13 protein-coding genes are annotated in these 14,689 nt (G+C 36.4%); all 13 read right to left on the reverse strand.

What is annotated here, in order from left to right; genetic code table 11:
• The coding region (locus tag HMPREF0106_RS13655) for a lipopolysaccharide biosynthesis protein (RefSeq protein WP_050427864.1) at window positions 1-1,265 on the reverse strand (1,265 nt) is incomplete at its 3' end.
• A gap of 89 nt (window positions 1,266-1,354) precedes the next feature.
• The gene (locus HMPREF0106_RS13650) at window positions 1,355-2,359 is read right to left on the reverse strand and encodes a glycosyltransferase family 10 domain-containing protein (RefSeq protein ID WP_009039826.1); all 1,005 of its coding nucleotides are present in this window, start codon (window positions 2,357-2,359) and stop codon (window positions 1,355-1,357) included.
• Window positions 2,356-3,249 carry a glycosyltransferase family 2 protein gene (locus tag HMPREF0106_RS13645; RefSeq protein ID WP_009039827.1) on the reverse strand — a complete coding sequence of 298 codons (894 nt, stop codon included), beginning with the start codon at window positions 3,247-3,249 and terminating at the stop codon, window positions 2,356-2,358. The genes HMPREF0106_RS13650 and HMPREF0106_RS13645 overlap by 4 nt, the downstream gene beginning before the upstream one ends.
• Before the next feature lie 142 nt (window positions 3,250-3,391).
• Window positions 3,392-4,291 carry a transketolase family protein gene (locus tag HMPREF0106_RS13640; RefSeq protein ID WP_009039828.1) on the reverse strand — a complete coding sequence of 300 codons (900 nt, stop codon included), beginning with the start codon at window positions 4,289-4,291 and terminating at the stop codon, window positions 3,392-3,394.
• Window positions 4,288-5,094, reverse strand: a complete 807-nt coding sequence (locus HMPREF0106_RS13635) for a transketolase (protein WP_009039829.1) — start codon at window positions 5,092-5,094, stop codon at window positions 4,288-4,290. Before HMPREF0106_RS13635 ends, HMPREF0106_RS13640 begins: the two co-directional genes overlap by 4 nt.
• A complete protein-coding gene (locus HMPREF0106_RS13630) occupies window positions 5,081-6,007 on the reverse strand; it encodes an NAD-dependent epimerase/dehydratase family protein (protein WP_009039830.1) in 927 nt (308 codons plus the stop codon). The genes HMPREF0106_RS13635 and HMPREF0106_RS13630 overlap by 14 nt, the downstream gene beginning before the upstream one ends.
• Window positions 6,004-7,083, reverse strand: coding sequence for a CDP-glucose 4,6-dehydratase (gene rfbG, locus HMPREF0106_RS13625; RefSeq protein ID WP_009039831.1), 1,080 nt, complete (start codon window positions 7,081-7,083; stop codon window positions 6,004-6,006). The genes HMPREF0106_RS13630 and rfbG overlap by 4 nt, the downstream gene beginning before the upstream one ends.
• A gap of 3 nt (window positions 7,084-7,086) precedes the next feature.
• A complete protein-coding gene (gene rfbF, locus HMPREF0106_RS13620; protein ID WP_009039832.1) occupies window positions 7,087-7,866 on the reverse strand; it encodes a glucose-1-phosphate cytidylyltransferase in 780 nt (259 codons plus the stop codon).
• A 6-nt stretch (window positions 7,867-7,872) separates the two neighbouring features.
• Window positions 7,873-9,219, reverse strand: coding sequence for a lipopolysaccharide biosynthesis protein RfbH (gene rfbH / locus HMPREF0106_RS13615; RefSeq protein ID WP_009039833.1), 1,347 nt, complete (start codon window positions 9,217-9,219; stop codon window positions 7,873-7,875).
• 53 nt (window positions 9,220-9,272) lie between these two features.
• Complete coding sequence (locus HMPREF0106_RS13610; RefSeq protein ID WP_009039834.1) at window positions 9,273-10,685, reverse strand: undecaprenyl-phosphate glucose phosphotransferase; 1,413 nt, start codon at window positions 10,683-10,685, stop codon at window positions 9,273-9,275.
• Window positions 10,686-10,704: 19 nt separating this feature from the next.
• Window positions 10,705-11,841 (reverse strand): Wzz/FepE/Etk N-terminal domain-containing protein, encoded by a 1,137-nt coding sequence (locus HMPREF0106_RS13605; protein ID WP_009039835.1) that lies wholly within the window; start codon window positions 11,839-11,841, stop codon window positions 10,705-10,707.
• Window positions 11,842-11,856: 15 nt separating this feature from the next.
• Window positions 11,857-14,271, reverse strand: a complete 2,415-nt coding sequence (locus HMPREF0106_RS13600) for an SLBB domain-containing protein (protein WP_009039836.1) — start codon at window positions 14,269-14,271, stop codon at window positions 11,857-11,859.
• On the reverse strand, window positions 14,249-14,689 hold a 441-nt coding region (locus tag HMPREF0106_RS13595), incomplete at its 5' end, for a UpxY family transcription antiterminator (RefSeq protein ID WP_009039837.1). The genes HMPREF0106_RS13600 and HMPREF0106_RS13595, both read right to left, overlap by 23 nt.

Consider the following 14,689-nt stretch of genomic DNA (forward strand, 5'->3'; position numbering starts at 1 on the left):
CCCCACATAAATATTAGATTTAAAATCATTAATTCAATCCCATACTGCTGAACTAGCCACGGTATTACTATAAGAACGTAAACAAACATAATAGAATATCCATAAATGATTGTATTCAATTTATTTGTTGCATTTTGTAATAATGAAACATTATCAAAAACAATTCTTATTGAAAACAAGATTCCGACTAATATAAACATAGAAACATTCGACTTAAACTCATTCCCAGCAATAAATTTCATAAAAAAATCCCCTAAAACAGAAACAATAATTACGACAAAAGAAAAAAAAGTAATTGTAATACATACAGACTTTTTTAGCAAACTCCAACACCAATCATAATTACGTTTTTGAAAAGCAGAAGCAAGTTCACTCCATAATGGATTAAATGCACTCTGATATATACCACCAAAAAATGAAAAGATTTTCTGCACTACATTTATATTAGCGGCTACCCCCAATCCTACCATAGAGCCTGCATAAATAGTTAACACATTCTGTAGAAAGCTACTAAAAAGCTGTATACTTAAAAATTTAACACCTATAGTTAACATTTCTCTTATCTTATGATAACAATCCCACCAATTAAAAGAATAAGTAAACCATTTCCGCTTATAAATAAAGTAGAGTGTACCCAATAATGAAATCAATAAATTAGATGTAAAATAAGCAACAGCAACAGATGTAATATGAATTTTGTTAATAGACAAACATAAAACAATCATAAATGCAACAATTGATTTCACCGAATTTACTATAGAATATAGTTTTGATTCCCCAAATGAAAAAAATAAAGGAATTCCTATACTAAATGGTATATTGAAAAGAAAAATAAACTGTATTATTAGAAATATAGCTCTTCCTTGTTGCCTCAAATATTCATTATCCGTTTTAAATAAATGTTCAAATGGAATATAACTTGATATAAATAATAAAATAATAGACAATAAGATGGCCAAACACATAAAAAAAATCAAAGCTGAATAGAAGTACTGTTTAGAAATAGCAATACCTTTAGATCCATTCAAGATTTCTCGACTTATTATATTTCGCAAAACATTAACAATACCAAAATCACCTGTTACAATTACAGCAGCAATAGATGTAACACTTGCCCAAAGTCCAAATTCTTCTTGTTTATAAAAATTCAACAAAACAAATATAAGCAGAAACTGTAAAACACTACCAATAATGGAAGATGCCACTACCCAAGAAACACCTTTAAATAAATTATTATATCTACTATACATGAAAAATGTAAACATCCTATTCGAACGCATTTTTTAAGTTCTCCTTTCTACTTTTTTGCCTAATAGTAGGACTTCAAGCTATAAACCCTCTCCTATTCACTAATTTATAACACAATATTCAATCGCCAAGCTATTTTCTGAATGACTTTATCTTTTATTGAATACTGCATAGGAGAAACTATTTCATTACAACGTTCTTTTTTATAAGAAGAAAATTGTTCCATATTCTCTATAATATTCGATATAATACAAAACATATTATAGTTATTCAGAACTAAATTTCTTGATTCAATAATTGAATTTACAGAATTCTCATATTTTGAAGATGAAAGAATCGCTTTCAATTGATGAACAGCTACTTTAAAATTATTTATATCAATAATATCCATTGAATCATTTGAAAAATATTCATTTATATTCGTACATCCATAATAAATAGGATAACATCCTGCTAAGAAACAGTCTGCTAATTTCTCCGTCCAATAATTAGGATATGAACAATTTTCTATTACGATAGAATATTTATAACGTGAGAGAATACTCCATTTATCGGATATTGATTTATAGCCATTCCCATATACATCTACTAAATTTGGATACTCTTTCAAAATTCGTTCCACAAAACGCACCCTATCCCGGTGTCCTCTTGTAAATGTCTTATTGGAAGTTATTAAACAAATCTTATTTAAACGAGAATGTAGATTTTCATTTTTCTGAAAATCAACATAAGTTAAGTATTTATTGCTATTACACTGGTGTGTATTTTCACGCAAATGACATCCAACCATCCAAGGTAATAATGGAATAGATAATTTCACCGAATCATTACCTACTTTCTTTTGATGACAACCATATACCCACCCAAACTGTTTTAGAAATTTATCATTATAAATTTTTACATAAGGGGGCTCTCCTAAAAAAATAATTCTTTGGGTCTTAGAAAGAGGGGTTTGGATTTTTTCCTTTAAACTATCAATTACAACAATATAGTCATAATCATCTACTTCCGAAAAAACAAATTCACAATTTCCCCACACTGTTTTAGCAGGATTCGGAAATTGTCTTTGTACTGGAATATAAAAAGGACTAGGAATATAAACTTTTATCATTTTGTATATAACTTCAACAAACGTAAAATATATTTTGGGAAAAAGTTAAAAAGAGAGTATTTATAAAATAAAAAAAGTGCTTTTCTCCTATATGGAATATTTCCGGTCTTCAATTGCAAATCACGCAAATAATTATAAATATTGAAAATCCTCATGTTTAACAATATGCTCCTGTCTTCTACTTGAGTTGATAAGAATTTTATTAAAGACAAATATTGAAAAAACTCATGATGTTGACTATCCTGACTTGGAGATATAAAATAATACATATAACATTGAGGCAAATATACCACCCCTCCTTTATTTGCAATTGTAGAAATAAATGAGCAATCACAATATTTCCCCCCTTTCAGCCAATCCATTTTACTTCCAATAATTTTTGATTTCCTATACATAAAGGAAGGGAATGGAGCAGTATTACCCATAGCGTATTGTTTTACAACACTCTCACTATCCTCCATTATTTGTATATTTTTAGAGATAAACATTTTTTTCTTTGTATTCTTCCCATTAATATTAAAATATGCGTTACACCCCACTGCACTGAATGAATCATGAGTCGATAAATATTCATATAGTACACTCACCATATTAGGCAACATCTCATCATCATCATGAAATAACATAAAATATTCATGGATATTAGTTGCTAATATATAATTAAAATGAGCATTAGCTGATGAACATTCTTTTCCTCTTCTTATATAATTTATTCTTGCATCGCTTCTTATGAGGTCTTTTAATAATTCAGTAGTAGTATCATTATCCGAATTATCGGATACAACTATCTTTAAATTAGGAAAATCTTGTTTTCTAACAGAATTTAAAGATCGTAATATATCATTTGGTCTATTGTGCGTCAAAATATACACACAAACATCTTTATTCATACTATAATTGAAAACTTATAAATATTTCCCACTCAAATTCAATTATTTCCACTGTTACATTATTTTTCATCACAGTAGATCACTATTTATCCAACAAAGAAAGCTATTTTCACACTACTGATTACAACTAAATACACAATTCTTAAAATAACCGTAATCCTGCTTTCTCTCTTAAATAATCTTGTGAACCTGATATTGAATAGAATTTATCATCTATTGCTATCCGTTTTATTCTGGGATATATAGGAAGTACACCATAAGCATATAAATCACTAATCTGTTCAATAATTGCAGACCCAATACCACAACTTTTTTGATGTTCTTCCAAAACAATTATTTCAGAATATTGCTCTGCTATTTCTTTTATTTGTTTTACATTTAAAGGCTTTACAAAAGGTACGCTATAAATATCTGATTTAATATTTTCAACAATCATATATTTTACTGCATAATCTAATATAGAACCACTAGCAAGCAGAACTTTTTTTTCACTATTAATTTTTATTGGAAGAAGATCTCCTATTTGTAAATTCATTATATTTTCCTTATGAACAATTGCTTCACCCGCTTTCCCTAGTCTCAGATACATCGGTCCATTATAGTTTGCAGAAATCGTAGTTACCGACTTTGCTTCAACAGGGTCGCAAGGAGAACATATAATCATATTAGGAATTGTCCGCATCATACCAAGCTCTTCAGTCGCATGATGTGAAGCACCGAGAGAACCGTAGGCATAACCTGCACCAACCGATACAATTTTTACACTTAAACTGTGATATGCTACATCATAACGAATCTGCTCCATACAACGAAGAGTGGGAAAGTTCCCTATAGAATAAACATAAACATTATACCCTTCCTTAGCCAATCCAGCAGCAACACCAATCATATTCTGTTCTGCTATACCTGTATTTAAAAAACGCTTTGGAAACAGATTAGCAAAATCTTCGACTACACTAAAGCCTAAATCCCCAACAACAAGAAATATTTTGTCATTCTTTTTAGCTTCTTCTACCAATTGTTTTATAAATGCAGTTCTCATCCTTCTATTTCCTTTATAGCTTGATTATATTGTTTTTCATCCGGAGATTTATAATGCCACAACAATTCATTTTCCATAAATGAAACTCCTTTACCTTTTATTGTATCAGCTATTATCGCAGTTGGTTTCCCCAAAAATGCTTCCGCTTGGATGAAAGCTCTACGAATAGCTTCATGATTATGACCATCTATTTGAATAACATTCCAATTAAATGCCTCCAACTTACTTTTAAAAGGTTCCAAATTTAAAACCTCATTGGTTGCACCCAAACTTTGAATCTTATTATAGTCAATAATTAAACACAAGTTATCCAGTTCTAAATGTGAAGCCAACAGTAAAGCTTCCCAATTTGAACCTTCATCCATTTCTCCATCTCCAACAATTACATAAGTACGATACTTCTGTCCTCTTCGCTTCGCAGCTAAAGCAATTCCGCACGCAATTGGCAAACCATGTCCAAGGCTACCAGCAGAAATTTCTATTCCTGGTATATAATGGCTTGTATGGGATAATAGACGACTTCCATTTTTCCCATAATCGTCCAGTTCCTCCATAGAAAAGAAACCACATAATGCTAATGTAGAATAGAAAGAGACACAAGCATGACCTTTTGAAAGTATAAACCGATCTCTTTCTTCCCAAGAAGGATTAGAAACATCATATTTTAATATCGTACTATATAACACAGATAATAAATCTACCATTGATAAAGCCCCACCAATATGAGATGCTTTTGCTTGGTAAACCATACGTAGTGAACACTTACGTATTTCTTTTGATAACGTAATACTATCTTTTATCATTATAAATAGCCTTATAATATTCTATCGTTTGAATTAATTTACTAGAAAAATCAGAAACTTCAAAGTCTCCAAACGCTTTTCGAGTCTTCAAATTAACAGAGCCATTAATCATTGACTGATTTTTACGATAAGGGAGAGCTCCAAAATTTAAACAAAATTCAGGTCTTAAATATTCTTTTATATGAACTAAAATACTTTTTAGGGAACGCAATTTATCCGAAGCAATATGATAAATCCCACTTTCTGCATTTCCTTTAACTGCAGACAGTATCACATTTGTTACATCCTTAATATATAAATAAGAATACTTCTGTTCACCAGCTGTTAAATCCATATGATCTTGATCAGTAGACATCATATTTTTGATGACAGCAGGTATTAACCAGTTCTCTGCTTCTCTCTCACCAAAACAAGAGAACAATCTAAACCAATACCAAGTTATATTATTTTCTTCACAGAAAGTTTTTACTATTTGTTGTGCTGCCAATTTTACAACCCCATATGCTGTATTAGGATCAGCTATGTAATTTTCATCAACACACCCATCAAAAGTCCCATATTCTGCTTGAGAACCAATTCCTATAAATACTTTTACTTCTAACCGCTTTGCTAAATCTAGTAAGCGCTGTTGATAACATAAATTATCGAGTTGATGTTTCCATGAGTTCCGCTCACCTGCTGAAACACCATTCCAAGCAGAATTTATTATTACATTAGGACGAAAAGACAAAACATCCAATTCAAAAGTATCTGAATCACTATTAGTCCATTTAACTTTATTTTCTAAAGAAGCACATCTCCATAAATCTGATTTTGTTCTTTTTGCTAACAATAGTTCATGGCCATGTGTAGATAAAGTTTCAGCAATATGAGAGCCCAAAAAGCCTGTTGCCCCCGTCAACAATATTTTCATTTCAATAAATAGTTGATTATTTGATTTACACAAACATCATAGACTTCTTCTTTACGATAACTTTTGTACCAATCGACTGTCAGAGATACAGTCTGATCAAGGTTCATTCGCGGCTGCCATCCTAACAAAAATTGGGCTTTGGAAATATCCAACATCAGTAATCTCGCCTCATGCAAAACATTTTGTTCAGACAAATCTCTTAAGTCTCCGCTTCCATATTCTTCCACAACTTTAGCAGCAATATCCCAAACAGTAGAAATAGATTCTGTTCTTGGACCAAAATTCCATCCTTCACAGTATTTGGTAGGTTCATCCCACATCTTACTAGCCAATAACATATAACCACTTAATGGTTCCAATACATGTTGCCAAGGACGAATAGCTTCCGGATTACGAATCTCAATAGGTCTATTTGATTCTAAAGCACGGATACAATCGGGAATAATTCTATCTAAAGCCCAATCGCCACCACCAATCACATTACCTGCACGAACACTGGCTATACTTTTACCATGCTTTTCATATTGCTCTGGATTAAAGAAAGAACGCCTCCAAGAAGCAATAGCTATTTCGGCCGCTCCCTTACTACTGGAATAAGGGTCGTAACCACCCATCGGTTCATTCTCATGATAGCCCCAAAGTTGCTCTTTGTTTTCATAACATTTATCGGTAGTTATCATGACGCCTACCTTTACGCTATCCGTTATCCGTATAGCTTCCAATATGTTAATCGTCCCCATTACATTAGTTTCGTACGTTTCAACGGGAATTTCATAACTTAAACGTACTAGAGGTTGGGCAGCCAAGTGAAAAACAATTTCGGGTTGATATTCCTGAAAAATATCTTTCATTCGCTGACTATCACGAATATCAGCACGCAGGTCAGCTTTTATTTTTCCTCCTATTCCGGACAACACATAATTATCTTTATCTGTAGCCGGATCTTTAGCCACCCCGATCACTTCCGCTCCCAATTCATGGAGCCAGATAGAAAGCCAGCTACCTTTAAAGCCTGTATGTCCGGTTACAAGAACACGCTTCCCTCTATAGAAATTTTTAAATATGTCTATATCCATTATTTACCAAACTTTCCAGGGAGCTATCCCCTTATCCCACATTTCATTGAGTTCCACATTATCACGGAGTGTATCCATCGGCTTCCAAAAACCGGTATGACGATAAGCATGCATTTTACCATCTTTCGCCAAGTCTTCAAGAGGCTTACGCTCAAAAACAATAGTATCATCACACGCAGGAATATATTCAAAGACTTTAGGTTCGCAAACAAAATAACCTGCATTCACCCAATTACGATCACCATCCGGTTTTTCTTGAAAGGAAAGTACCTTGTTATTATTCAAATCTATTTGCAAGGCTCCGAATTTACCTCCGGGCTTGTAAGCCGTTAATGAGATGTCACAACCTGATAATTCATGCTCCTTAATGCTCTCTGCTATATTTATATCCGCTACTCCATCGCCGTAAGTAAGAACAAAGCGTTCATCACCAATATATTTCTGTACTCGTTTCAGACGCCCTCCTGTTTGGGTATTCAAGCCGGTATCAACCATAGTCACTTTCCAATTTTCAGAGTGATTATCAAGTATTTCAACACTGTTATTGGACAGGTCGACTGTGAGGTCGCTATTATGACGAAAATAATTAGCGAAATATTCTTTTATAACATATTGTTTATAACCGCAACAGATAACAAATTCATTAATTCCATAATGACTATAAGTCTTCATAATATGCCAAAGAATAGGCTTTCCACCTATTTCAACCATCGGTTTGGGAATAAGATTGGTAGCCTCACTCAAACGGGTTCCAAAACCTCCTGCGAAAATGACTGCTTTCATTATTCTCTACGCTTTACGGGATGTAACAAATTCCTTGATTGTGGAAATCATATATTGGAGCATTTCTTCAGTCATACCCGGGTAAACTCCAATCCAGAAAGTATTATTCAATATAAAATCTGTACCTTTCAAATCACCGACAACACGATAACCGTCACCGTTTTGTCGCATTTCATTAAAAGCCGGATGTTTCAACAGGTTTCCTGCAAAAAGATTACGGGTTTGTATTTTCTTGCTCTCCAAATATTCTGATAATTCATTACGGGTGAACCCTGCATCTTCTTTCACTGAAATAAGAAAACCAAACCAGCTAGGATTAGAGTTCTTTTGAGGTTCAGGAAGTATTAGTCCTTCCGTATCATTCAGACCGTCAAGTAAAGTCTGGAAATTCTTTCTACGAGCCAATACTATACTGTCCAACTTATCCAATTGGGCGCAACCAATAGCCGCTTGCATATCGGTTAGCTTTAAATTATAACCCAAATGAGAATAAACATATTTATGATCATAACCTACAGGCAACTCACCAAATTGTTTACTGAAACGATACTTGCAAGTATTATCTACACCACCTACACACCAGCAATCACGCCCCCAATCACGGAAAGAATTGGTTATCTTATTAAGCAATGGATCATTTGTGTACACAGCACCACCCTCACCCATTGTCATGTGATGTGGTGGGTAAAAACTGCTAGTACCAATATGACCGATGGTCCCTGTCTTTCTCGTTTCACCATTAATGGTATATTCTGAACCCAAGGCATCACAATTATCTTCAACTAACCAAAGATGATGACGATCACAAAAATCTTTTACCGACTGTAAATCGAAAGGATTACCCAACGAATGGGCAATCATGACAGCTTTGGTTTTATCAGAATAAGCAGTTTCCAGTTGAGTTATATCTATATTATACTCCGGAATCGTTACATCTACAAATACTGGAATCGCACCATACTGAATGATAGGCGTTACAGTAGTTGGAAATCCACAAGCTACTGTTATAACCTCATCACCTTTTTTTATACGACGCTCCCCCAATAGTGGAGAAGTCAATGTCATAAATGCTAATAAATTTGCAGAAGACCCGGAATTTGTCAGCGAACAATATTTAACCCCCAACCAGTCTGCAAAACGTTTCTCGAATTTATGAGCCCAAGGTCCTGCTGTAAGCCAGAAGTCCAAAGAGGAATCAATCAAATTAACGAGTTCTTCAGCATCAAAAAAACGACCACCATAATTTACAAAACTTTTCCCTGGTTCAAAGACTTTGGAGTCTCGATGAACCTCATTATAATATTCACGAGATAACTGAAGAATTTGTTGCTTCAGGGTTTCTTTTTTATTCATAAGCAGATATATTTAGTAATATATATTTAAGATGTTTTACTTGTAAAGATACTTTAATATGCGTTCTTTTCTCCTACAACTACATTCGCCACGGTCTTATAAATGATATATATGTCAAGCAACATTGTCCAGTGCTCCATATACCAAATATCAGCCTTAACACGTTCCTCCATCTGTGAAAGTTCCCTCGTTTCACCACGGAAACCATGTGTTTGAGCCCAGCCGGTCACCCCAGGTTTTATAAAATGCCGCACCATATATTTATCAATCAAACGGGCGTAAGTCTCCGTATGAGCCAACATGTGTGGACGGGGGCCTACTATCGACATATCACCCTTAAAGACATTGATAAACTGGGGAAGTTCGTCTATATTAGAACGACGAAGAAAATTTCCAAACCGGGTTTTACGGGGATCATCAGCCGTAGCCTGTTTGCTGTCAGCTTCATCATTCACTTTCATCGAACGGAATTTGTAACACACAAAATCCACACCGTTCAACCCCGTACGCATTTGCTTAAAGAACACAGGACCGGGAGAAGTCAGCTTTATGATACTACCTACTATGAGATAAACAAAAGGAAAAATAGTAACCAGAAAAAGACCAGAGAAAACAATATCAAATATCCGCTTCAATATACGATTCTCCATCTTACCCAAAGGCTCATAACGCAGATTCAAAATAGGCATATTGCCAACCATACTGTGCCAAATACGACGAGGAAAACCTTTACATACATTAGGAACACCATGAAAATAAAGCAAATGGTTTTCACAATGATTCATGATAGAAAAATTATAACGACCTTCCTCCATCGACAGAGAACAAAAGACATGCTTGATACCCGGGTGTGCAGACATAAAATCTGAAAAACCGTCAGGATTACCCAAATAAGAACATTGGGAAGAAAGGGTATCATTCGGTTTTATATCAAAATAACCCACGACTTCATATAGAGAAGACGCCAGAGAACTTTCCATCTCCTCATACAATACCTGCATATTATTGCCACCACCTATAAAAACAGCATAACGTCTATGCTTGCCCTTAGCACAATAGACTATCAGAAAATGACGAATAATAATGCGATAAATACTTAAGATGACAAAGAGGAAAGAGAAATAAGCGACAAAGAAAAGAGGAGAATAGATAGAGATTCCACTAAAAGTCATGATACATGCCCAAAAGATGGAAAAAGCTATAATATTCTTCAACACGCGCAATACTAGTTGGTCAGGGCGAATTCCCCGACTATCCCAAAACCTCCCACGGGAGCTCGAACAGGCCAGATAGCAAAGACTTAACGAAGTCATCATCCAGGAAACCCTACAAGAAAAAGGTAAAGAGACAAATACTTCTTCCCAAAAGAAAAGGAGAAAAAACAATACCAGATTCAGAATGATCAGATCTCCCAGAACTGCTACAAATTCTATAAATTTATTGATTTGACTGGTGGTTGATACCATATCACATTAAAAATTGATTTTAGGCATATACTTCTTTGAACTTATTTAGGAGATCTTTCCCGAACAAATTCCAAGAGATTACAATACAAACTGATAGGAAAATAAAAGCTAAAACATATACCTTTCTACTGGTTCCCGAAGGTTCTAAGGGGACAACAGCAGGTTCTACAACAGCAAACACTGGTTTTTCTTCCTGAACTTTAGCTCTGGAAACCTGAAGCTGACTGGTAACCTGACTATATACCTGGTAAGCCAAACTCATGTCATTCTGCAAACGTTCCTGTTCGGTACGAACACTCTGCAAAATGATATTGTCATGAGAGTCCATATAATCGGCATATTTCTTCTGAGCAGCATAATATTCTTGCTGACGTTCCTTGAAGAGTTTCTCCAAATAAATACAATCCTCTTTTGCCTTGAAGGTACGGTAGTCTATTATATATTCCTGCAACTTCTTAACCACAGAGTCAGCAACGACTGCAGCAACCTTAGGACTCTGCAAAGTCACAGAAACGGTAGTCATAGAGGTTTTCTTATCTACAGAAGCAGCAATCTTTCTCTTTAGTGATTCAATCTTCTGAGACTCCTTTTTGGATAATTCAATGGTACCCCGACTTGCTTTATCGGAAGATATGGGTTCATCCTCATTTTCTGTAAACAAGGACTTTACTCCACCAATTACCATGCCAGGAAATCCGATTACATAACCCCACCATGGGGATGACTCTTCATTCAAATAAGAACTTAAAGAGATTTCCTCACTCCCTGATACGGGGACTTTCATATTAGAAAGTTCCAACAGAAAGGGAGTAGAAGAAACAATATCAGCAGATAAGGAAGCATTTAAGGCATCAGTGCCATCTCCCATAGAAACTCCACTTCCTAAAAAAGAAGCAGCCAAACCGGATAAACCACCACCCTTGTTATTGCCCATTTCCGGAGAAAGGGTAACTTCAACCGTGTACTGCTTAGGGATACTGATTGCAACAATAACACCAATTATCAGTCCGATACCGGCAGCTTTATAGATCTTCTTACGAATACCTATAATCTTACGAAGAAGATCCATCAAATCAATTTCAAGCTCCTCATCATTGTGATTATTATGCAACTGTTTTGTTTCCTTTTCAGATGTTTGTTCCATCAAAGTAGACATAAATAAAGATATTCGTTATTTCTTGATTAAATTAGCAATAGAGGCAATCATCATACCCAAAGTACTGAATGTGGTAGCATAACCTAAGATATTACCAATATTAGTCCTTTTCTTAGCCTTACTAGGTACAATTATCTCGCAACCCGGTTCAATCTGTTTCTTACCACTACCTTTAACCTTAGTAACCTGTCCATTCATATAAACTATGAACTTCTTACTCTTCTTTGCATTTTCAGAATAACCTCCAGCCTGATTCAGGTAATAGTCTATATTCTCACCCTTTATATAAGAAACTGTATTTGGAACCATCACAGCACCATTGATCGTGACCGTATTATTGTTCTTCGGAATGGAAATCACGTCACCCTCACGCAAGACAATATCCGCTGTACTGCCAGGATTAGCTATAGCTTTCTCCAAATCAATGCCGACTGTAAAATGATCTTCCACACGGACGCCCAAAGAATCCATCATAGCCTCACCCAACTGTCGACTCATCAAACGGATCACATCTCCCATACGTTTCTTCTCACCTGCAGTAGCGACACGAGTCAACTTGGCACCGCGTAAGTAAGCATAATTCGTAGCACCTCCAGCTTTATTGATCAAGTCTGAAAGGCGTTCTTCACGACTGGTCATGGCGTAAGACCCTCCGAACAGGATTTCACCTTCAACAACCACATTCTGTTGAGCCTGATAACCCGGACTACGACGTACATAGACCTCATCATAAGGTTGAAGGACAAAACCCGGTGTGCCGTCGACAACAAAACCTTCTTTCAAGGAAAATGTATATATCTGACCAATAGTATCGTTATCTACTGTACTACGAGGATTCTTGATCCTGCGCGATACATCCACACGAACAACAGAAGCGGCTTCACGCAAGCCTCCGGCCTGAATGATCAAGTCTTCAAGAGTCATATTATCAGCATAAGGATAGGAATCTGGTTTGGCCACTTCGCCGTGGATTACAACATCTCCCCTATCTTCCAAATCATGGACACTCGGAATATAAAGAATGTCGTTTTTCGCCAGGATGATATTTTGGGAAGTACCATCCATGATGGCTTTAATATCAACAGGAATAACTTCAGTAGTAAGGTCCTCACGCTGACGATAAAGGACAGCACGGTTCAAGAAAGCATCACCCGTCAAGCCTTGGGCTTCGTTCACCAGTTCGCGAACGGTATTCAGTTTACCGTTTAGCTGGTAGGTACCGGGACGGTAAACGGCACCACGGATCTCAAGCTTATTAGTGAAGCGGTTAAGGATAGCCTCGGCGGTCACAACATCACCATTCCGCATTTTATAGACACTATAATCAAGGTCTTTGACTGTGTTTACTTCATACTCCTGTCCGTTTTGGCGTACGACACGCAAAGAACGGGTGTAGGCGTCGGCTTCAAATCCACCGGCATAACTGATAAGCGTAGATAAGTTTTCGTCCTTCTTCATTTCGAAACGCATCGGACGTTTTACTTTTCCGTCGATCTTCACCAATACGTCATAGGCGGGAACAATCACAACATCACCTTCCTGCAGACGAATGTCATCCTGAATGTTGCCTTTCATGATAAATTGGTAAACGTCGATTGTGGCGATATTTTTGCCGTTACGTACCAGCTGGACATTGCGAAGGCTACCTATGTCACTGACTCCACCTGCACGATAAAGTGCATGGAAGACAGTAGAAAAGGAAGAGAGAGAGTAAGTGCCCGGCTGGACTACTTCACCCATCACATTGATCTGAATAGTACGGATGCTGCCCAAAGTCAGACGAATGTCCGAAGTAGGGTCATTCGTATTATTGAGACCATTATATATCTTGTTTAATGTTTTTTTAAGATAGTCGTTGGCTTCAGCAATAGTTAGTCCGTTCAGGTTGACGGGACCTATTTTCTGAATGTTGATCGTGCCATCAGGAGAAATCTGTTGGCGGATAGTGTTCTGGCTGGCTCCCCAGATGTCGATAATCACTTCATCACCGGGACCGAGACGGTAATTTAAAGGCGTGGCGATGTTGACACTGGGTTCAAAAGTCAAGTTACGGGTATTAAAAATGTTACGTCCGAAAACCTGATTACTACGTGCAAGATCTTGAGTACTCGGATGGTCTTCCAGCATATCGGAGGTGTTCTCCTTCATTTCTTCACGTAAGCGTGATTCATTGACATCCGTACCGGTAGCGTTGGAAGCATTGACATTGTTCTGCTGCTCATAGAGCTGCTTCACACGCATAGCCTGCTCTTTGGTCACGCCCTTACGTGCAAGTTCAGAGGCTAATTGTTTTTGTTCTTTCCCTTGTCTAATCCCCTCTTTGACATACTCCAATACTTGAGAATCACTCATATTTTGAGCCATCAAAGGAGAAAAAACTCCTAACAGTAGAATGAATAGAAATACGTTAAAGTTTTTTTGTGTCGTCATTACTAATCTTTGTGGGTTCTACATAACCGATTGGCATATCTACACAAGCACAGCCAAGCATATTTAAACGAACGGCAATCTTACTCTTCCCGCCTACAGTCACAAGTTCGCCAACAAGGCCGCTCAAAGGCCCTTTTATGACACGAACTTTCTCACCACGCGCTAGTGGAGTATCATTCATACAGACTGCTTCTTCGGAATAATCGAGCATGAAACGGAAACGCGCCATCTGCTCGTCAGGAATAACGGCAGGAGTACTTTCACCACGCATCACCATATAACGGCTGACCGTGGAGAAGCTTAGGACTTCCATACGCTCTTTTGGATTGACATGAACAAAAACCATCATGGGAAGCAAGACTGTATCAACCATCTTTCGACGGTCGCTCCATTGATGGATCTGTTGCTGAACGGGAAC

Origin of the sequence: Bacteroides sp. D22 (assembly GCF_000163675.1) — a bacterium.
In the GTDB taxonomy this organism is placed as follows: Bacteria; Bacteroidota; Bacteroidia; order Bacteroidales; family Bacteroidaceae; genus Bacteroides; species Bacteroides xylanisolvens.